General features: G+C 43.6%; 16 protein-coding genes and 1 other RNA gene. 14 read left to right on the top strand and 3 right to left on the bottom strand.

Annotated elements, in window-relative coordinates; translation table 11 throughout:
• Positions 1 to 52: 52 nt before the first annotated feature.
• The 5 genes from smpB (at position 53) to JOE49_RS06840 (ending at position 3,131) form a co-directional block, all read left to right on the top strand.
• A complete protein-coding gene (gene smpB, locus JOE49_RS06820) occupies positions 53 to 532 on the top strand; it encodes an SsrA-binding protein SmpB (RefSeq protein ID WP_013308270.1) in 480 nt (159 codons plus the stop codon).
• A gap of 250 nt (positions 533 to 782) precedes the next feature.
• Positions 783 to 1,147: a transfer-messenger RNA gene (ssrA, locus tag JOE49_RS06825) on the top strand.
• A 265-nt stretch (positions 1,148 to 1,412) separates the two neighbouring features.
• Entirely contained in the window at positions 1,413 to 1,640 is a 228-nt protein-coding gene (locus tag JOE49_RS06830) for a DUF896 domain-containing protein (protein WP_209940770.1), read from the top strand.
• A 67-nt stretch (positions 1,641 to 1,707) separates the two neighbouring features.
• A complete protein-coding gene (locus JOE49_RS06835; RefSeq protein ID WP_209940771.1) occupies positions 1,708 to 2,106 on the top strand; it encodes a DoxX family protein in 399 nt (132 codons plus the stop codon).
• A gap of 74 nt (positions 2,107 to 2,180) precedes the next feature.
• Positions 2,181 to 3,131 (top strand): ring-cleaving dioxygenase, encoded by a 951-nt coding sequence (locus JOE49_RS06840; protein WP_209940772.1) that lies wholly within the window; start codon positions 2,181 to 2,183, stop codon positions 3,129 to 3,131.
• Between the two features lie 129 nt (positions 3,132 to 3,260).
• Here the strand turns inward: JOE49_RS06840 and JOE49_RS06845 are convergent, their stop codons facing one another.
• A complete protein-coding gene (locus JOE49_RS06845) occupies positions 3,261 to 4,412 on the bottom strand; it encodes a glycosyltransferase (protein ID WP_209940773.1) in 1,152 nt (383 codons plus the stop codon).
• 352 nt (positions 4,413 to 4,764) lie between these two features.
• On the opposite strand from JOE49_RS06845, the gene JOE49_RS06850 reads away from it, so the two are divergent.
• The 8 genes from JOE49_RS06850 (at position 4,765) to JOE49_RS06885 (ending at position 17,124) form a co-directional block, all read left to right on the top strand.
• A complete protein-coding gene (locus JOE49_RS06850; RefSeq protein ID WP_023986502.1) occupies positions 4,765 to 5,487 on the top strand; it encodes a GntR family transcriptional regulator in 723 nt (240 codons plus the stop codon).
• Positions 5,488 to 5,781: 294 nt separating this feature from the next.
• A complete protein-coding gene (locus JOE49_RS06855) occupies positions 5,782 to 8,166 on the top strand; it encodes a phosphoketolase family protein (protein WP_209940774.1) in 2,385 nt (794 codons plus the stop codon).
• Between the two features lie 278 nt (positions 8,167 to 8,444).
• The gene (locus JOE49_RS06860; RefSeq protein WP_209940775.1) at positions 8,445 to 9,287 is read left to right on the top strand and encodes an aldo/keto reductase; all 843 of its coding nucleotides are present in this window, start codon (positions 8,445 to 8,447) and stop codon (positions 9,285 to 9,287) included.
• A gap of 183 nt (positions 9,288 to 9,470) precedes the next feature.
• Positions 9,471 to 10,130, top strand: a complete 660-nt coding sequence (locus tag JOE49_RS06865; RefSeq protein ID WP_209940776.1) for a PspA/IM30 family protein — start codon at positions 9,471 to 9,473, stop codon at positions 10,128 to 10,130.
• A gap of 26 nt (positions 10,131 to 10,156) precedes the next feature.
• Positions 10,157 to 11,191 (top strand): TFIIB-type zinc ribbon-containing protein, encoded by a 1,035-nt coding sequence (locus JOE49_RS06870; RefSeq protein WP_025718829.1) that lies wholly within the window; start codon positions 10,157 to 10,159, stop codon positions 11,189 to 11,191.
• Positions 11,188 to 11,982: a TPM domain-containing protein gene (locus tag JOE49_RS06875; RefSeq protein ID WP_209940777.1), complete on the top strand. Its 795-nt coding sequence runs from the start codon at positions 11,188 to 11,190 to the stop codon at positions 11,980 to 11,982. Before JOE49_RS06870 ends, JOE49_RS06875 begins: the two co-directional genes overlap by 4 nt.
• A 141-nt stretch (positions 11,983 to 12,123) precedes the next feature.
• Positions 12,124 to 13,116: an SPFH domain-containing protein gene (locus JOE49_RS06880; RefSeq protein WP_209940778.1), complete on the top strand. Its 993-nt coding sequence runs from the start codon at positions 12,124 to 12,126 to the stop codon at positions 13,114 to 13,116.
• Between the two features lie 258 nt (positions 13,117 to 13,374).
• Positions 13,375 to 17,124, top strand: coding sequence for an alpha-L-arabinofuranosidase C-terminal domain-containing protein (locus tag JOE49_RS06885; protein WP_209940779.1), 3,750 nt, complete (start codon positions 13,375 to 13,377; stop codon positions 17,122 to 17,124).
• 102 nt (positions 17,125 to 17,226) lie between these two features.
• Here the strand turns inward: JOE49_RS06885 and JOE49_RS06890 are convergent, their stop codons facing one another.
• Complete coding sequence (locus JOE49_RS06890) at positions 17,227 to 18,624, bottom strand: phytase (protein ID WP_209940780.1); 1,398 nt, start codon at positions 18,622 to 18,624, stop codon at positions 17,227 to 17,229.
• A 110-nt stretch (positions 18,625 to 18,734) separates the two neighbouring features.
• The gene (locus JOE49_RS06895) at positions 18,735 to 19,610 is read right to left on the bottom strand and encodes a helix-turn-helix transcriptional regulator (protein WP_023986520.1); all 876 of its coding nucleotides are present in this window, start codon (positions 19,608 to 19,610) and stop codon (positions 18,735 to 18,737) included.
• A 192-nt stretch (positions 19,611 to 19,802) separates the two neighbouring features.
• Between JOE49_RS06895 and JOE49_RS06900 the strand changes: the two genes are divergently transcribed.
• Entirely contained in the window at positions 19,803 to 21,746 is a 1,944-nt protein-coding gene (locus JOE49_RS06900; RefSeq protein ID WP_053324394.1) for a glycoside hydrolase family 127 protein, read from the top strand.
• Positions 21,747 to 21,749 lie beyond the last annotated feature (3 nt).

The following is a 21,749-nucleotide window of genomic DNA, read 5'->3' on the forward strand; positions in this document are numbered from 1 at the left end:
TTGATGCCTGGATTTCAAGAGTGAATTACGTTATTCATAAGGAGTGGTATTCATGGGTAAGAAGGCAGACGGGAAAGTGCTCGCCCAGAACAAAAAAGCTTCCCATGACTATTTTATTGAGGACACTTACGAGGCGGGCATGGTGCTAACGGGAACAGAAATTAAGTCTCTACGGAATGGTCGCTCTAATATAAGTGATGCATTTGCTACGATCCGTAATGGCGAAATTCATATTCACAATATGCATATCAGTCCTTTTGAGCAAGGTAATCGTAATAATCCTACTGATCCGACGCGTACGCGTAAGCTACTGTTGCATAAAGAGCAGATTCGCAAACTTATCGGATTGTCCAAACAGGAAGGCTACACGATTGTTCCGTTAAAGATTTATGTTCGCAATGGTTATGCCAAGCTTTTGCTCGGACTGGGTAGAGGTAAAAAGCAGTATGATAAACGTGATGCTGCCGCTAAACGCGATGCACAGCGTGATATCCAGCGCGCTTTGCGTGAGAAACAGAAAATTGCGAGATAAGTTACTGTATTATTGGGTATGGTACAAATTACGTGGAGAAGTTACTTGTTCCTGTAATGGTGCTATTTTATAAGGCTTAAATGGCTTCATTTCGTTTCGTAATGACCTGTAATATGGTATACTAACGAAGTAGTCAGTTTTAAAGCTTTTAACTTTGTTCGAGTGTTGAATCTCAGGATTCAGCTTTTGATATTATGCATGCTTATGCTCCGGTATTTCCGGTTTTATCCGTGGAGCCCTTTTATAATAAGGGGGCGTTTATGGATTCGACGGGGATAGTTCGAGCATGGGTAGCGGGTAGTGGGGACGCGTCCGCTTCATCAACGCTAAAGCCTATTAAACGGCAAACAACAAAACAACTACGCTTTCGCAGCCTAAGAAACTGTGTGCGTGCTTCTACCCAGCATCGTCCATGTGACTGGGATAGGGGCTAACAAATAGTGGAATACGCTGTCTCATCTCCGCCTGCGGTGAGCTGAAGAAGATAATCAGGCTGACCCGAAGGGAATCCGGTGACAGGGAGTTTCTAGGGTGACATCAAAACTGTCACTACACCCGTAGAAGCTTATGTGTCGTTATCTTCGGACAGGGGTTCGACTCCCCTCGCCTCCATTTAAGTAAGACAAGAAAGCCATCAGCCAGTGATTCTGGTTGGTGGCTTTTTATTATGGCTCTAGTAATTGAGTTGAAGAGGTTTTACACAACTTGTAGCTTAAAGGTATCTCTAAGTGTTCCTGCTGCTTTTTCTCCGTAAGCAACCCAAGCATTGATTTTCTTTTCGAAAAAGTATTGACACGGATAAAAAAATATTATATCTTTATATCAAGATAAATAAATTAAAGATAAACAACCAGAAAATTTTGAATAGGGAGGTATACACATGATCACCATTTTAGAAAGAATTAATCAGCTCGCAAAAAAAGCAAAAGAAGTTGGGTTGACTGAAATTGAAAAAACGGAACAAACGGATCTTCGCAAAGAATACCTTCAAATCTTTCGGGGCTCTGTACAAAGCATTCTCTTGAATGCTACGATCTATGATCCGCATGGAGATGATGTTACACCTGAAAAACTAAAAAAAGAACAGGCTCAAATCGCTAAACAATGAATTTAATTTTATCTAATATCTCTAATTTAATAATCTTTAAATAAGTATAATATGGAGGATGATTTTTATGTTGGCAAGTGGATTATTATTGATACGTTTGGTGGTTGGATTGTTATTGGTGGGGCACGGAGCTCAGAAACTTTTTGGTTGGTTTGGCGGCTATGGTCCAAAGGGTACGGGCGGTTGGATGGAATCGATTGGCATTAAGCCCGGAGTATTCATGGCAGTGTCTGCTGGGTTAATGGAATTGTTGGGAGGAGCTCTATTTGCTTTAGGACTATTCACTCCACTGGCTGCATTGTTGATTACGGTGACTATGCTCGGAGCAATTTTCAAAGTACATGGCCCAAACGGGATCTGGGCAACAGCTAATGGCTATGAATATCCGCTAGTTCTTATTGCAGTCGTAATTGGTATTGCGTTGACAGGAGCAGGTTCATATTCTATCGATGCATTACTTAGATAAAACATGATGTTTAGGTCATTAAAAGCCATTAACAACAAAAAATAAAGGTTCCTACGATTAAAGGAGGGTTTCATATGTCACTGCAAACTACAGGTATCCATCATATTACAGCTTTTGCCGGTAATCCGCAGGAAAATGTCGACTTCTATGCCGGCGTCCTGGGGCTTCGGTTAGTGAAGAAAACAATCAACTTCGATGCTCCTGAGGTTTACCACTTGTACTTTGGTAACGAGGCAGGAAGTCCTGGAACGATCATTACATTTTTCCCTGCACCAGGAACTCCCAAAGGACGAATCGGAGGAGGCCAGGTGGGCATAACCTCGTATGTGGTACCCCCAGGTTCACTTGATTTTTGGCAACATCGTTTGGAAAGCTTTGATATTCAAGTTACGAAAACGAGCCGTTTTTCTGAACAATATCTTCAATTCGAGGATAATGAGGGCTTACGACTTGAGCTTGTTGAACGTGAAGCGGGAGCGAATAGTACTTGGTCTTACGGTGGCATTTCGGCTGATAAAGCAATTAAGGGGTTTGGAGGTGCTGTGCTATTTAGCGTCAATCCACAGAGAACGATGGATGCATTGGAGAGCATACTCGGATTTACGAAAATCGCTGAAGACGCCGAATATGCCCGTTATCAGTCCGTAGGAGAAATCGGCAACATCGTAGATGTTCCGCTCGCCAAAATGGGTCTAGGCTTTGGTGGAGCAGGCACGGTACATCACATTGCATGGCGTGCAAAAGATTTCGAACAACATGAAGAATGGAGAAGCACAGTCCAGCATTATGGCTATCAGCCGACTCCAATCATAGACCGCCAATATTTTAATGCGATATATTTCAGAGAAGCGGGCGGCATACTATTTGAAATTGCTACAGATCCACCGGGATTTGCTAATAATGAACCTGCTGAATCTTTGGGGCAGAAATTAATGCTGCCAGAGTGGTATGAACCGCAGCGGGCTCAAATTGAGGCGAATCTGCATCCTATTGAAGTGAGAACATTAACGGAAAAACAAAAGTAAGAAAAAGTTGCATACGACTCTTCCATAAGACAGCTTGCCGAGTTTGGCCTGCTCTCATATGGAAGAGTCTTTTTATCTTGGGCAGAATCTCGCTTCAACCTATCTGTCTCGTGCCCTTCCGGCCTCTTGCTACTCCACCAGCTTTTCAGACTTCACCAGCATTTCTCGTAACACGTGAGCGACTCGACTTTTCCGGTTCTCTGCTTTCTTTTTTATCAAGTGTAATGATTTTTTGTATGCATGAGTATGGCTTTGATCGTAGAACTGTTTGGCTGCAATGCGTAATGTTCTTCTTAATAACAGTGCTGATGAGCGTGTTAACCTAGAGCGGAATCCCCTGCGCAATACCCGCAACGTATTTTTGTAGGTCTCAAAATCCTCGGATGGAGGGATAAGGGCAAATAAATTTAACGAGGAGTCATTGAATCCGTAAGTTTCATACATGATTCTCAGATTTTCTGTATTTAAAACGTTACCTCTGAGATAGGTTGGATGTTCCTGATGATATCCGACGACCCCTTTGATGCAATAAAAAGGGATCTTCAAGCGATGCAATCTATAGCCAAGGTCCCAGTCTTCGAGTCCATACAGCACAAACCGTTCATTGAAACCTCCAATACGAATCAAGTGGCTGCGTCTGATGGCTACACAACGAGTAACCAGCAGCATCCAGGGAGCGACATCCGTTGTGGCAAATTGTTTCTGCGTATTGGGGGGGACTCTTGTGGGACTAACTACTTTAGACAGTGCACCCGTTTGATGAAGGATATCTTCAGGCGTTATGATCGGAGTAATTTCGTTCGCTGCTTCATAGTCAGCATTCCATAAGTTGGACTGCGTAAGTATGTTGCGACATTGTTCTTTTTCTTCAGGAGAAAAGTCAGGGTAATAATGGGTAAAAGCATCGTCCCATGAGTGAGGAATGCCTGAGAGCACGGACTTGGGATATTTACGGTGATAACGGCTCACGATCCTAATGAATTCCGGTAATACTACAAAGTCAGCGTCGCAGAAGATGATGTATAGCCCTTTTGCACGGCGCAGTCCCAAATTTCGAACGGCAGATCGACCGCGTTGTTCCTGATGTGACACATAGATAAGAGGATAGGATGCTTTGAAGCCTTCAACCATTTCTTTCGTTCCGTCTGTAGAACCGTCATCAGCTACAATGACTTCGAATAGTTGCTTTGGATAGGTTTGTGTCTCAAATGAAGCGAGTGTGAGCAACAATTGCTGGGCTCGATTATAGGTTGGAATGATGACGCTGTAGCGGATAGCCAATATGATCTCCCCCCCACCATTCTTATTAGAAAACGTTTGAACAAGATGAATAATAACAATGTATTCAAGGATTGTAGCCTGGTCTAGTCAAACATCCCTCAAGGTTCGAAACAGGCTTGGTCTTATTACTGATGCTAAGGTGGGGGTTCTGTATTTTCTGCTGTTTTGCAGGTACGTTCAGTGGTGTTATATATGTGTAATCATGGTATTATGCATAGAGATGTAAAGTAAAAGCGACGGCGCTTCCTATCCGCTGAAAGCCCGCTCAGCAAACAGAAACAAACATGAGATGAAATGGGCAAGTTATGGTAAACTATATAGAGTTATAGAAGACCTGAAAGAGGAGTACTATATGACACAATTTGTCTATAAGCAAATTATTGACGATCTCAAGATGAAAATCTTTGCGGGAAAGTTTGCGGATATGAGATTGCCAGATGAACGTAGTCTTAGTGAGACTTACCAGGTTAGTCGTAGTTCAATTAAACGTGCTCTGACTAAAATGGAGAATGTCGGAATTATTTTCAAAAAACAAGGTTCCGGGACATTTATTAATCCATTATACATAAGAAATGAATCTATCTTTAACTACGAAGGCTCTAATCTAGGGGTCACTGATAATTTTCAAATGCATGGTAAAAAGCCTAAGATCAAAGTATTGAGTTTTGAGGTCATTCCGCCAACAGAAGAGTTACAGCGCGATTTGTTCTTGGAGACTCATGATTTTGTTTACAAAATTGTTCGCTTACGTCTGTTTGATGATGATCCTTTTATGATTGAAACGGGCTATATCCCCATTAAAATTGTCCAGAATTTAAATCAGACAATTATCGAGGGGTCCATTTTTAATTATTTGGAAGACTCGCGGAACTTGGCCGTCACCAAATCTTTTTTATCCATTTTTGCAGAACCGTCTCAAGAGAATGATCAAAAGCTGCTACATTTAAATGAAAATGAGCCTGTAGGTATTATGGAAGGTGTGTTCTTTTTAGATAACGGTACGCCATTTGAGTTTTCTCATATGCGATTTCATTACAAATATTTGAAATTTAATACCTTTGTATCGGTTCACTAATGATAAGACTGGAGAATTCTCCGGTCTTTTTTTTATGGTTTTGAAAAAAGGATTGAAGCCTGCAATTACCTCGTTTATTACAAATTTTATTGGTTTATACTTCTATATATTTTAATGTAAGAGCTTTTTTACTGTCTTTTTAATTTATATTTCATAGTATGTTCAAAATTTCACAAAATTGGACCGTATCACTTGTGAAAAAGGTTGAATTAAATTGGCGTAGCGTTATGATGGACATGTAGATGAAATTTCCGGAAATAAATTACAAACAAAACTACTTAGGGAGTGGACACCATGTCGTTATCACCCGTGTTAGCAGATTATTCATCTAAAACATATTTGGAAAAACTTGATGCATATTGGCGTGCAACGAACTACATTTCGGTAGGTCAGCTTTATTTAAAAGATAATCCTTTGTTAAGAGAGCCTTTAAAAGATTCAGATGTGAAGGTTAAGCCTATTGGACACTGGGGCACAATTCCAGGTCAAAACTTTATTTATGCACATCTAAATCGTGTTATTAATAAATATGATTTGAGCATGCTTTACATTGAAGGTCCTGGTCACGGCGGCCAGGTTATGGTTTCAAATTCTTATCTGGATGGAAGCTACACTGAAATCTATCCGCAAATTACGCAAGATATCCCAGGTATGAAGAAATTGTTCAAACAATTCTCTTTCCCTGGCGGTATTGCTTCACATGCTGCTCCTGAAACACCTGGATCTATCCATGAAGGTGGAGAATTAGGCTACTCCCTTTCTCATGGTGTAGGTGCCATTCTGGATAATCCTGATCTGATTTCGGCTGTTGTTATTGGTGATGGCGAAGCTGAAACGGGCCCATTAGCCGCTTCGTGGTTTTCTAACAGATTTATCAATCCCATCACAGATGGCGCAGTGCTACCAATCTTGCACTTGAATGGCTTTAAGATTAGTAACCCAACGATTATGTCTCGTCAATCGAAAGAAGAATTGACCTCCTACTTTAAAGGTTTGGGTTGGGAGCCGTTCTTTGTTGAAGGTGAAAATCCGGATCACATGCATCCAGAAATGGCGAAAGTATTGGATACGGCCATCGAGAAGATTGAAGCTATTCAAAAGAATGCACGTGAAAATAATGACCTTACTCGTCCGGCGTGGCCGATGATTGTATTTCGTTCACCTAAAGGCTGGACAGGTCCGAAGGAATGGGACAACGTGCCGAATGAAAATTCATTCCGTGCCCATCAGGTTCCAATTCCGGTTGATCAAAAGAATATGCAACACGCACCTGCTTTGTTAGAATGGCTGAATAGCTATAGACCAGAGGAATTGTTCGACGAAAACGGTCGTTTAAACTCTGAGCTTGCTGAAATTCTGCCTACAGGCGATAAACGTATGGGAATGAACCCTGTTGCGAATGCGGGTAACCTCATTAAAGACTTGAAATTACCGGATTTCCGTAACTATGCGCTGGATAATTCCGTACCTGGTAAAGTGATTGCGCAAGATATGTCGGTTTTAGGGAAATACGTTAAAGATGTGGTTCTTTTAAATGAAGAAAATCGTAATTTCAGAATCTTCGGACCGGATGAAACGATGTCTAACCGCTTGGCTCCTGTTTTTGAAGTAACCAAACGCCAATGGATGGACCAAATTATTGAACCTAATGATGAATTCTTATCATCCTATGGCCGCGTAATTGATTCTCAATTATCCGAACACCAAGCTGAAGGATTGCTGGAAGGTTATGTATTAACAGGTCGTCATGGTTTCTTTGCAAGTTACGAAGCCTTCCTGCGTGTGGTTGACTCGATGATCACCCAACACTTTAAGTGGCTGCGTAAAGCAACGGATCAAGGATGGCGTGCAGATATCCCATCATTGAATGTCGTAGCAACCTCAACAGTGTTCCAACAGGATCATAATGGGTATACACACCAAGATCCAGGCTTGTTAGGTCATTTGGCTGATAAAAAACCAGAATTTATTCGGGAGTATCTGCCAGCGGATGCCAATTCATTGTTGGCTGTTTTCGACACCATTTTAAATGACCGTCAAAAGATCAATTTGATTGTTTCGTCTAAACACCCACGTCCACAATGGTTTAGTGCTGATGAAGCGAAAGAATTGGTGGACAAAGGGTTGAAGATTATTGATTGGGCAAGTACAGATCAAGGTGGAGAACCTGACCTTGTCATTGCTTCTGCTGGTACAGAGCCAACTATTGAAAGTTTAGCTGCGATTTCCATTTTGCATGAAAAACTGCCTGACTTGAAGATTCGGTACATCAACGTGGTAGATTTGCTGAAACTGAGAAGTCAAAAACTAGACCCGCGTGGATTATCCGACGCCGAGTTTGATCATTTTTTCACAAAAGACAAGCCAGTTGTTTTCGCTTTCCATGGTTACGAAGGTCTGATCAAAGATCTGTTCTTTGATCGTCACAACCATAACTTGCATGTACATGGTTACCGTGAGAATGGCGATATTACGACACCATTTGATATGCGTGTATTGAATCAAATGGATCGTTTTGACTTAGTGAAGGAAGCTGTCCTCAACTTACCTAACGCTGAGAAGTACACCAACATTGTGGATGAAATGGATGCTACGGTTAAGAAACATCATCAATTCATTCGCGAAGAGGGTATTGATTTGCCAGAGGTAGAGAACTGGGTATGGAAAGGCTTGAAATAAAAACACAGACACTTCAACTTTGTGTTGGACAACCAAGCCATCAAGCATGAAGTGGAATATATGATCTGGTAGTGGTATACAAGTGCCTGACTCCTTTGACTTCAAGTATGATTTCAATGGGGATCAGGCGCTTTTTGATTTAGCACACAGAGAACTTGGTAGAGAATTTACAAGCTAGTGGGTATATACATATATAGGGAACGAAATGAATTTCTATATTTTGCCTGAGGATTAAAGAGGTGTTAAGGTATATGAGAATAGTAAAGGAGGCTGTTAATATGAACCACCAAATTCCGGAGAAGGTATTGAATGATGGCACTAAAGTGCCCGTCATTGGATTTGGGACTGTTGGATTTAAGGGTGCAGATGGAGTACAGGCGATTACCGGCGCAATTGATGCAGGTTACCGTCTGATCGACACAGCGTTCAACTATGAAAATGAGGGTGCTGTCGGGAAAGCGGTCCGGCAGAGCTCTGTGCCCAGAGAAGAATTGTTGATTTGCTCCAAACTACCGGGTCGCCGACATGCTTACCAAGAAGCCATTGTAACGATCGAAGAGTCATTATATAGAGGAGGTCTGGACTATTATGATCTTTATCTGATCCATTGGCCGAATCCCCAAATTGATCGATATGTTGAAGCCTGGCAGGCGTTGATTGAGGCGAAGAAAAGGGGCTATATTCGTTCCATCGGGGTCTGCAATTTTCTGCCCGAGCATAATGAACGTTTAATTCGGGAAACAGGTGTCGCCCCGAGCATCAATCAAGTTGAATTGCATCCATTGTTTAATCAGGAGCACCAGCGTGCAAAAGATGCTGAACAGGGCATCGTGACCGAATCGTGGAGCCCCTTGGGGCGTGGTCACAGCATACTGGAGAATGAAAAGATTGGGGAAATTGCTGCTGCTCATGGTAAAACGACTACACAAGCGATTTTACGTTGGCATATCCAACTTGGAGCGATCCCGATCCCTAAGGCCTCTTCTTTAAAACACCAGACGGAGAATTTGGATATTTTTGATTTTGAGTTGTCTACAGAGGAAATGAACGTGATTTCGGCATTTAGCAGTGAGGATGGGCGGATATGGGGTCAGGACCCCAAGTCCTATGAAGAACTATAATCAGGAACAATAAATAGAAGGGTTCAAAAATCTGTCGCGGGTTTTTGGACCCTTTGCTTTTATAATAAAACGAACACACATCCGAAAGTGATCAGTGGGCCAGTATATAGAGCTATGATGAACATTTTTTACCGGATTTGATGTATGATATGGTGGAATGTAGTCCTTTCGAAGGAGGTCATCATGGGAATTTTGTCGAGGTTTAGGGATATTATGAAAATGAATGTTAACGCCTTAGTGGATAAGGTGGGAGACCCGGAGAGAACCATTGACGATTATATGCGGAATTTAAACAGTGATCTAGGCAAGGTGAAAGCGGAGACGGCCTCAGTGTTGGCTGATGAGAGAAGGGCAAAAAGAGCACTGGATGAATGCAAAGCCGAAATCAAAAAGCTCCAGCATTATGCCAGTAAGTCTGTGGAAGCTGGTAATGAAGAGGAAGCTCGAAAGTTTCTGGAGAGAAAAGGTTTGCAGGCGGAGAAATTGGAACAATTACAAACGTCCTATGATTTAGCTTCGACAAACGCCGTAAATATGAAACAAATGCAGGAGAAGTTGGTGTCCGATATGGGGCAACTAGAAGCACGGCGCGCTGAACTTAAAGGGAAGATGGCGATTGCCAAAGCGCAGCAAACCTTGAACTCTATGGGCAGCAAGAATTCTGCTTTCGAAGTTATGGAAGAACAGGTGAACAGAGCGTATGATGAAGCGATGGCTATAGCCGAGCTTCGGGCAGGAACGAAGGACGACCTGGATGCTTTATTTGCACAATACGAGAAGAGTACGAATGCAGAGGATGAACTGGCTGCGATCAAAGAAAAAAGCAACCATAAGGAATTATAACAGTATCTACATGAAGAGGTGAGCAGATGCCGGTTATCGAATACAAATGCCCAAACTGCGGCAGCGGCATGGTCTTTGACGGTGAGACAGGGATGTTATCCTGTCATAGTTGCGGAAGAGAGGACAATATCGAATCTATTCCTGATCCTCTGATAAATCGTATTTTTTCAGAAGATGAGGCCCATGAGTATCATTGTAATAACTGCGGAGCAGTGATTATGACCGAAGTGGAGACGAGTGCAACGGTGTGCAGCTTTTGTGGTTCTGCCGTGGTTCTCGGGGATCGACTGACTGGGAAGCTGGCTCCAGCGCAGGTTATTCCTTTTTCAATCAGTAAGGAAGAAGCCATAGCTGCTTTCAAAAAATGGTGCAAGAATGGCCGTCTGACGCCGAACCGGTTCATGATAGCAGACCGAATCAAGGGAATAACCGGGATGTATGTGCCCTTCTGGTTATATGAATTACATAATAAAATTGAGGTTCAAGGTGAAGGTACCCAAGTGAGAACCTATACGAGCGGAGACTACGAATATACGGAAACGAAGCATTTTGATGTATATCGGAAAATCCGTTTGAATTATGTAAAGGTTCCGATTGATGCTGCGGAGAAAATGAACGACGAGCTGATGGATAAATTGGAGCCTTTTCCATACGATCAGCTAAAACCCTTTAAAACGCCATATCTAGCGGGTTATATTGCGGAGAAGTACAGTTATAACGAAGAAGAGCTTTTCCCGCGAGTTAAAGAGAAAGTGAAGGAATATATTGATGCTTATATTCATTCTACAGTGTCAGAGTATACGGCCGTGAGTTATACGGAAAAGCAAATTGATACTACATTAAAACAAGCGGATTATGTCCTGCTTCCGGTGTGGGTCATACACTATGACTATAATCAATTGGAGCATACGTTTGCTATGAACGGACAGACGGGCAAGGTAGTCGGTAAGCCTCCGATTAGCAAGTTCAAAGTGACAGCTTGGTTTGCAGGCATTTTCGGCATTACTCTCTTCTCATTAAGGTTAATCACTTGGCTGATGATGGGAGGGGAATTCTATTGAAAAAGCATAGAGCGATTATAGCCTTCTTGTTGTTCTTTGCTGCTTTTCTGGCAGTTCCTATGGAAATGAAGGGCGAACCAGCAACGACAGAAATGAAGCCATTGATTTATGATGAAGCGGGTCTGCTCAATCAGGAAGAGTATGATGTGTTGAACGCTATGGCTAATCAATACGGAGCGGAAAGAGAAACGGACATTATTATTTATACTACTCTCAATCCCGACAATATGGATGTTATGAAAATGACGCAGGACTTTTATGATGACCATGGCCCTGGGTATGACAGATCTCATGGGAACGCGGTCATTTTAACGATGGATATGAGAAATAGAGAGGTGTACTTGGCCGGATTTTATAAGGCAGAACGGTATCTGGATGATGACAGGCTTACTAAAATACGCCATGAGATTAGCCCGGACCTGACGAACGGCAACTATGGGCTTGCATTTCAAAAGTATATTCTGAGTGCGCACAAATATTTGGCCATCCGTCCAGGGGTGAATCCAGACAGTATATTTTTTAAAGGATGGCTTCATTTGGCGGTTGCCCTGGGATTGGCGGCGTTGATCGTGGGCAAGATGGTTTCCAATTCTGGCGGTCGGGTTACGGTAAATCGGCAGACCTACGAGGATGCGAACGCTTCAGGAGTTCTGGAGCATCGAGATCAGTATCTTCACACAACGACAACGAAACGGAAGATTGAAAAGAGCAGCAGTAGCAGCAGCTCAGGCGGTGGTGGCGGAACTACCAGCGGCGGTCATTCGCATAGCGGCAGCAGAGGATCATTTTAACTGAGGATTTTGTAAAAATCCAATAAGCGACTTTCAATGAACAATATATAGATCGAAATGGTCTAGTTCGTCTATATATTGCACTTTGGAGCGACTGGAATCGAATTTTGCAAAATCCTAAACTGAAAGGATGGATACAGTATGGGGTTCTTCAGAAATCAATTTGCAAATGTTGTAGAATGGGAAGAATTTAGAGATGATATGATTTTCTGGAAGTGGAGCAACCGTGAAATTAAAAAAGGCAGTAAATTAATCATCCGCTCCGGTCAAGATGCGATTTTTGTAAATAACGGCAAAATAGAGGGTATTTTCGAGAATGAAGGGTCGTATAACATGGACCCTGACATTATTCCATTTCTATCCACATTAAAAGGGTTTAAATTTGCTTTTAACAGTGGTATGAGGGTAGAGGTCTTATTCGTTAATACGAAGGAGTTTACGGTTAAATGGGGGACGCAGAATCCAGTGCTGATCCCGACCCCTCAGCTGCCAGGCGGTATGCCGATTCGTGCCAATGGCACATTTAATTTTAAAGTGAACGATTATGTTACGCTCATCGATAAGATTGCCGGAGTGAAGGACAGTTATCTAGTTGAGGATGTGAAAATAAGGATTACTTCGGTGTTGGATCAGTTATTGATGAAGTGGATTAGCAGAGAAGGAAAGGACATGTTCAATCTGCAGGCGAATGCTTCTGACATTTCAAAAGGTATTCAAGAAGATCTGGATATGCAAGTGATGGACAACGGTATGACGATTACTGGCTTTCATGTGATGAGCTTCAATTATCCTCAAGAAATCCAAGATATGATCACGAAGACAGCCTCTCATGAAATGATCGGTAATCTGCAAAAGTACCAACAAGTGACGATGACGGACGGGATTGCATCGGGTAATGTAAAAGGCGGCGGTGCTGCTTCAGATATGGCGAGTATGATGATGGGGATGAATATAGCAAATGAAATGATGAAAAATTTGAACCCGAACCCAAAGCCTTCGGCTGAGACTCAGCCTACACCTGCTGCGCCCTCTCCATCTGAAGACGGTAATAAGCCCAATTTTTGTCCGAATTGCGGTACAAAAAACGAAGGAGCTAACTTCTGTCCGAATTGTGGACAAAAATTGAACGGATAACATAGCTACGGTCAAACTTCTTTATTTCAGAAAAGTTCCGACTGGGTCAAGTAATCCTGTAAGCCAAAAGGCAGTTATCGCAGAGTATCTTCTGTGATGGCTGCTTTTTTATGTAGTTCGTTCAAGTATTTTCTTCATAAATCCGATTTATTGGATTGAAAAAGGTACTCAGGATAAGGTACTATAGCTATATAGTATGTATTTATATTAACTAATTAGTTATTACATTAATAAACTATAGGTATAGGAGCAACGAAGATGACCAAATTCCAAGATCAAATCATTGCGCGTTACAAGTTTGATGATGCAAAGAACGTCGGCAAAGATAGCTCAGGGCAAGGTAACGATGGGGTTGCTTCAGGCACAGTAACACCTACGATTTCCCATGCTACCGGTAGAGCAGCTTTGACGCTTGAGGGTGGCCCCAACGGTACATCGTATATCCAGCTTCCTTCCGATCTATTCAAAGATGTAAGCGATAACACCGGTGTGACGGTTACTGCGTGGGTCAACTTCGGCAGATTCACAGATATGTGGGAACGTGTCTTTGACTTTGGTAAAGCCCATACAGGACCCTATATGTTCATGACACGGAATCTGCGCGGAACCCTTTTCACCGAGGCGGATTTGTCCGTAGACCCGGGAAGAGGCTTTGTCAGGGATGAGTGGATGCACATAGCCCTGTCTGTGATCGGCACGGAAGGCGGCACATTAAGTAGTGCCGGTCCGGTGATATATGTCAATGGTGAAGTGGTAGCGGATGGTTCCATCAGCCAAACTTCCAGCGGTAACTATGCCAAGCTGCGTAAATGGTTCGAAACGTTTACAGACTCGTCCAACTACAGCAACAATTTTATCGGTCGCTCCCAGCATGCGGCGGATGTAGACTTTGCCGGCTCCGTTTCAGACTTTAGAATTTATAAAGCAGGCTTGTCGGCAGATGAAGTCATTGAGGTCATGTGCGATTCGTTGACAGATGAAGAGATCGTGAAGCTTGCTAGAGATAAATATTTGTCCTTTCCAACGACGATTGTGACCAAGGACTTATCTCTGCCAACCGTTCTGATGGGCGGTAGAGTAGAAGTGACCTGGAAATCCAGCCAACCTAGTATACTCTCTGACAATGGGCAGGTGCAGGCGATTACCTCCGCACAAGGGGTTACCGTCACAGCTTTATTAACGAAGGGCTTAAGCCAGATTGAAGAAAGCTTTGAAGTGTCCGTTCTTCCTGAACAGCTGCCTCCGTACACGCTGACCATTCATGGAAATAAGGAAGTACTGGATGTCAGCGAAGTGATGTACGGCTTGTTCTATGAAGATATCAATAACGCGGCAGATGGCGGGATTTATGCAGAACTCGTTCAGAATCGCTCCTTTGAATCTTTCGAGTTTGATACGTATTCCCATGCTTCCGGTGAATGCGGCTGCTCTACAGGACGGAACCGCAACCCGTTGTTTGCCTGGTCTGGTGATACGGACAAGATGACTCCACAACATAGCGGTGGATTAAATGAGTTTTTAGGCGCAAAAGACAAAGAAGTGAACTCTTATTATGTGACGGTAGCGGATGGTGCAACGATTCGGAACAAGGGCTTTACCGATTCTAACCAGAATTGTGCCATGTCCATCCAAGAGGGTGCCAAGTATGAGTTTACCATCTGGGCGAAGGCCGATTCAGCTGGCGCAATCACACTGCAACTGCAAGACTCGAATGAAAAGGCTATTAGTGATTCGGTTACGATACAGGTGGAAGGTGGCAACACGTGGAAGAAGTACGGCATCGATTCCAAACTTGTGCTGACAGGCTCAGCTACGGTTCTCGGGCAGCTGGCGCTTACATTTGAAGGGGACATTTCGGTTGATATGGTTTCTTTATTCCCACAAGATGTATGGGGTGCAGGAGAGGAAGCGCAATCCCCATCGGCACATGCTAACTTCCAGGGAAATCCTAACTACCGACTGAGAAAAGATTTGGTGAACGCACTGGTTGGCATGCATCCGAAGTTTTTGCGGTTTCCAGGTGGTTGTATTTCCGAGGGTTCGTTTATATGGGAAAACGTATACGATTGGAAGGAATCGATTGGGGATATCGAGCTGCGCAAGGAAAACTTTAATGTATGGGGCTATATGATGACCATGGGCCTTGGTTATATGGAGTATTTCCAGTTGGCAGAAGACCTGAATGCAGCTCCGCTTCCGGTTATGGCCTGTGGCGTTCTCTGCCAAGCCCGTTCCGATTACGCTCATCCGGCTGGAGGCGCATTAAGAGAATACTATATTAAGAACTTTACAGATCTGATCGACTTTGCGATCAGTGTGGATTTTGAACATAATGAATGGGCTGCTATGCGTAAAAAAATGGGCCATGAAGCTCCGTTCGATCTGCGTTATTTGGGTGTGGGTAACGAGAACTGGGGCACAGAGTTCTTTGCCAACTTTGAAGTGTTCAAGACGTCGATTGATGAGTATATGGAGAAAAACTATCCGGGTTATGAGCTGCATATCATCTCCACGGTTGGCGCTCAAGCAGACGACGATGCATATCAACAGGGCTGGAAGTTCTTAAGCGGTAATATGACCGGTTCGGCTAAGGTTGCTTTTGCAGATGGTGACCAGGTGACGGAAGAAACGGTAACCTGGTATGAGAAGCAAAAGGACTATATGGATACCATTGCAGACGAGCACTACTATCGTTCTAACGAGTACCTGCTGAATAACGTGGACCGCTATAACTACTACTACAGAGCTTATAACGTGGACGGCAGTATAAATTGGAAAGCAACATCAAAGGTTTTTGTCGGGGAGTACGCATCAACGGATAAAAATACTTTAGCAGGCGCTGTAGCAGAGGCAGCGGTGATGACGGGCTTCGAAAATAATGCCGATGTCGTTCGGCTAGCTGCCTATGCACCGCTGTTTAACAAGGTGCTGACAGATGGAACCTACAGATGGACACCAGACTGCATCTGGTTCGATGACGAAACGGTGTGGTTTACGCCTAACTACTATGTACAGCAAATGTATGCTAAATATTTGGGGAATAAAGTATTGAGCACTTCTTTCTCTACTTACAAAAACGGCAAGCCAACGGATCTCATTCCTCAGGGTGGAATTGAAATCGCGACAGGCAACGCCGAAGTTATGATTAAGCGTGTGACTGTTACTTCCAACCAGGACGGCAGTGTTTTGCTGGATCAAGACTTTACCCAGGAATTGAATTCGGCCTGGCAGGTCATTCCCGGTTCCGTGGGCTCTACAGTGGAGGAAGGCAAGGGGCTTGTCCTCAAAGCTCAGGATAGCGGTTTGAATGGTCTGTACATCTTGAACGACAGCTGGAGCAATTACAAGGTAGAGGTGGTCGCTTCCCGTATTTCCGGCACGGACGGTTTTTATGTGGGTGCGGGTCTCACGGATATTTCTGCGGAGAAAAAGGACGTTGTCGAATACGCGATCGGTTATGGCGGCAAGGCTACCGGCGTGAAGGTTTACAAGCAAGGCATAGAAGGCTACACATTGGGTGACTACTCTTCCAGTACAGCGGCAGGTAACTTGAGAGCAGCTAGCTATGAAGAGTTGGCTGACAACACGGACTACACCATAACAGTGAACTACGGCGGTGAAACGGGCAGTAATCTGATTTGCTCATACACCGACGGCGAGACGACCAGCAAAGTGCTGGACTACAAGCTGGAGGCTTACAACAGAGACGTGTTCAACTCGGTAACCCAAGATGCTGAGCATGTATACGTGAAGCTGGTGAATGCTGACAACGTAGATAAGGTAATACAGCTGAATCTACAAGATTTGAGTGTTGAGTCCATCGCTAAGCTGGTTACACTAACCGGCGATTCCTCGCTTGTTCATGTACCTAACGTGAACAAGAAGAATGACGAGAAGGTAGTGCCTACCGAACAACAGATTACGCTTCATACCGATTCTGTCCTCTTAGACTTACCGGCCAACTCGGTAAATGTGCTAGTGCTGGATCTTAAACCTTTTCCTGCTTAAAAGCAACAAGGGGTGTCCCAAGAAGCCGTTTTATGGCTTTTGGAACACCCCTTTTTTTCTATGAATAGAGTCGGAATGTTGAGTTGATTTCCCCGAAGGGCATTACTGCGTGCTTCTGTTTACCAATTCACGCGGGTTGATGCCATCGTCTATCGTTAGCGGAGTAGGGGCTCCCGTAGCGATTCGCTCCCAAGGCACCATTTTAAAGTTCTGATTTAACTTTTTGCCGTTTTGAAGATTTTCGTCATCTTGTGCAACGAAGATACCATGAGGGAAATTCTTGCCTAATCCGTAGCCAAGAACATCAATACCGTCTGTGACAGACGTACCGTCAACGGTAGGGCTCGCGCTGATTGTAAAGTTGCTTATATATGCATTGTCGCCTTGTCGTTCATAGAACGCATAGCTACTGTTTCCTTGACTGGAGGCCATGAGATACCCCTTGCCATCTTTACCGTAATACAATGTAAGTCCTTCTATGTCATCGTGGAGTCTACGCCCATCTGCAATATCAACACGTCGCAGCGGCTCGGATGAACCGTCTGGCTCGGCACTATACTTCCAAATGGCGTAATCCTCTTCAGCGATGTAGATCGTACCATATTCATCATCAGCAACCATGCCTTCGGATTGCGTATTCAGCTTGAACTGGCGGACAAGCTTACCTGCAATTTTGCCACTTCCGTCATCAGTCAGCTCATATTGTTCAAATTCACCCTCTTTGCCCAACACGAGCGCGTAAAATTTATCTGTCTTGAGGCTATGGTATAAGCTGAATCCGTACACTTCTTTCATAGATGCTTTAATGGGTTTGCCAACCACGTTGGTCAGCTTTCCTGATGCACCGTCAATGGCAAAGATATCGATCGTGTTGTTGGTTCGATTGGTTGCCCCTGCGATATCAATTTTTTTGCCGCCCAACGTGAAACCGTAACGAAGATCCACGTTATTCATTTTTCCGACCTTCATGTTTTGCAGTTGCTTGCCTTCCAGATCATAGACTAAAATCCCGCCGCCTTTATTGGTTGCTAAAATTCTACTTTTCTCCGGATCGACCGGGTTGAGCCAGATTGCAGGGTCGTCGGCTGCGTCTTCTCCATCCTCCACAGCTTCTGTTTCGGCAGAGGGGATTACTTTATAGGTGGGAACTGCGTCCTTAGGATCTGCATATTTGCTGTTCTCTGCTTCAAGCGCTGTAAGAAGTTTTGTAGGAAGATATACATTTCCATTCACTATTTTAATTTCCCGGTCCGCTTTTCCGGTTAGTCCAGCTAGACGATATTGCTTCTTACCCACTGTAAAGGTCCCGACAATGCCATTTTTCAGTTTGACCAAAACAGACTGGTCATCACTGTCCCATGTAATTGTCGCCCCCATTTTATCTGCCTGTGCTCGTAGTGGTGCATACCCGGATGGCTGAATGTCTGCCGCATGGGTCAGTTCTGGTGATACCAGAATCCCTGTTAAAATGGCTAATAATGCGAGTTTAGTTGACTTCATATGTATGCCCCTTTTCCGAAGTAAAAATGATATAACCGACTCAGTATAAAGCGAGAATATCAAAAGGATACAATGAAAATGTAAAAGGAATGTAAAGGCGGTGTAAGCATTCAATGGACTGGCTTCCAGTATTGTTGTCTGTAATTCTTTGGAGACATTCCGAACTTTTCTTTAAAGCATTTGGAGAAATAGCTTGCTTGGGAGAATCCTGTTTCCTCGGTAATTTGTTGGACAGACCAGTCAGTTTGCAGCAAAAGACTGCGTCCTTGATCCAGGCGATAATCCATTAAATACTCAAGCGGTGTGCGCTGGAAGGCGACCTTCATACATCTGGCGAGATAGTTCTGATGTACGTGAAAATGGGTCTCCAAATCCTTATTAGTGATTGTATTTTTGTAATTCTGTTTTAGGTATATTTCGATCTGTTCCGCCAACTTAGAGGAGCTGTCTTTATTATTCTGATCATACTCCAAACTCTGAAAAACATTCACAAACGTCTGTTGGGCCTCCCATAGTGCCAGCTTTCTAGGTTTTAAAGTAGAGGCTAGTAAATAGTCTAATTTCGAAAATAGCTCATGCGGATTCACCACTTTTTGAATTTTGGGCAAATGAATGGTCGTATGTTCTGAATGAAAATGCAGCTCGGGAATGGGGGTGCTGGGTATAATAGGATTGGGCGAGGATTGTGCGCACCACATGCTATTGGTTTGAAAATGGAACCAGTAAAAGGAGGTTTGTTCTGTACATGCCTCAATGGGAAAATGATGTTTATCCGGTTCAAGAATGAGAGCGTAATTTTCAGTTACCTTCCACACTTCGTCCTCTTCGCCAATGTGCAGCAATCCTTCTTTAATGATTATTACGTCAAAATAACCCAGATTATACCTATTCGGGTGCCAATCCCCTTTTTGATATGTAGTAAAATTCCCCTCAATGAAATAAGGCAGCGGAGGGACAAGGAATGATAGAAAGTCTGTTTTGCTCATGGAAGCCAGCTCCTTTGTGTGTGAAATCGTATAAGTTTTAGTTAAAGATCGCGATTTTTTTTATAAATTCAGGTTGATAAAATAAGGACGTAGCAAGGGGAGCTCAGGTTAGCTTGTACGATATTATCATTACTTTATCCTTATTTTTTCAAAAATGAAAGCGTTCTATTTCCAGGAAGGGATGTTTATCCAATGAAAACGGCAAAGCCAGTTAAGCATGTCATCATTGATGATTTATTTTGGAAAAAGTATAAGCAGGTTGTGGCGGAAGAGGTTATTCCTTATCAGTGGAAAGCATTAAATGATGAATTACCAGATACAGAACCCAGTCATGCGATTGAAAACTTTAGGATTGCAGCCGGGGAATCCAGTGGGGAGTATTATGGAACCGTTTTCCAGGACAGTGACATTGCCAAATGGCTGGAGACAGTTGCCTTTAGCTTAAGGGATCATCCGAATCCTGCGCTTGAAGAGCGGGCTGATGAAGTAATTGAATTGTTGGGAAGAGCTCAAGCTGAGGATGGGTATCTGAATACGTACTATCTGCTGAAGGAACCCAATAATCGCTGGACGAACCTAAGAGATAATCATGAGCTGTATTGTGCAGGGCATTTTATAGAAGCGGCTGTTGCTTATTATGAAACGACGGGAAAAACGAAGTTTCTTCACATTATGGAGAAATACGTAGACCTGATTCAGCAGATTTTTGGTACGGAAGAAGGGAAACGGAAAGGCTACCCGGGACATGAAGAAATTGAGCTGGCCTTGATCAAATTATACGACGTAACTGCAAAGGATCAATATCTCAAATTAGCGCAATATTTTATTGAACAGCGGGGACAGCATCCTATTTACTTTGCAGAGGAACAAGAAAAGAGAAAACATATTCAAACAGAGCCCACCTGGAATGATGATAACAACATTAATTTTGGCTTAGGCTTCGAATACCAGCAAGCACACCAACCTGTGCGGGAACAAAAAGAGGCAGTCGGCCATGCGGTGAGAGCGGTGTATCTGTATATTGCGATGGCGGACTTGGCCGCGAAAACAGGGGATGCTTCCCTGTTACAAGCCTGTGAAACGCTGTGGGATGATGTAACGAATCATAAAATGTACATCACCGCAGGGATCGGTTCTACTGTAAACGCGGAAGCGTTCACTTGCCATCACGATCTTCCCAATGACAGCATGTACTGTGAGACCTGCGCCTCTGTAGGGCTGGCCTTTTGGGCCAATCGTATGCTGCGCTTAGCGCCAGACCGGAAATACGCCGATGTTCTGGAGCGTGCGCTATACAACGGGACGATTAGTGGGATGGACCTGGACGGGAAACGATTTTTCTACGTGAATCCGTTGGAGGTTAATCCTTTTCAAAAATCCAGAAAAGATCAGGAGCATGTAAAAACAGAACGGCAAAAATGGTTTTTCTGCGCCTGCTGTCCGCCCAATTTGGCACGAATGATTGCATCAGTTGAGGACAATATGTATACCCAAACGGACGATACGTTGTATACGCATCTGTACATTGCCAGCAAGGTGAACATGACTTTATCTGGTCATGAGGTTGAAATTACACAAACTCATCATTATCCATGGGACGCGGATCTAACCTTTTCGATCCACGTAACAGAGCCGACTTCCTTCAAATGGGCACTACGGATTCCGGGTTGGTGCAAGCAGGCAGAGGTGAAGGTGAATGGGGAAGCTATGTCATTAGACCATCTGGAAAATGGCTATATCGAGATTCAGCGTACTTGGAAGGACGGAGATGTGGTAACTCTGCATTTGGCTATGCCAGTTGAGCGCATTCGGAGCAATCCACTTGTCTCCATGAACCAGCAGCAAATTGCTCTCCAACGCGGCCCAGTCGTGTTCTGTCTGGAAGAAGTGGATAATGGAGCGAATTTGGCAGGATTAAGATTGACGAAGGATAGCCTCATTACGGAAGAGTTTAGCGAAAACCTGCTGGGTGGCATTGTAAAGTTGACTATAGAGGGATACAGGGTAAAAAATTCGAACGCATTATATAGCTCGGAGCCTCCTGAATTTGTTCCTCAACAAATTACCGCCATTCCTTACTACGCCTGGTGCAATCGGGCTAAAGGGGAAATGCGTGTATGGGTTTATGAATCATAATTC

It is taken from the genome of Paenibacillus sp. PvR133 (assembly GCF_017833155.1).
In the GTDB taxonomy this organism is placed as follows: Bacteria; Bacillota; Bacilli; order Paenibacillales; family Paenibacillaceae; genus Paenibacillus; species Paenibacillus polymyxa_B.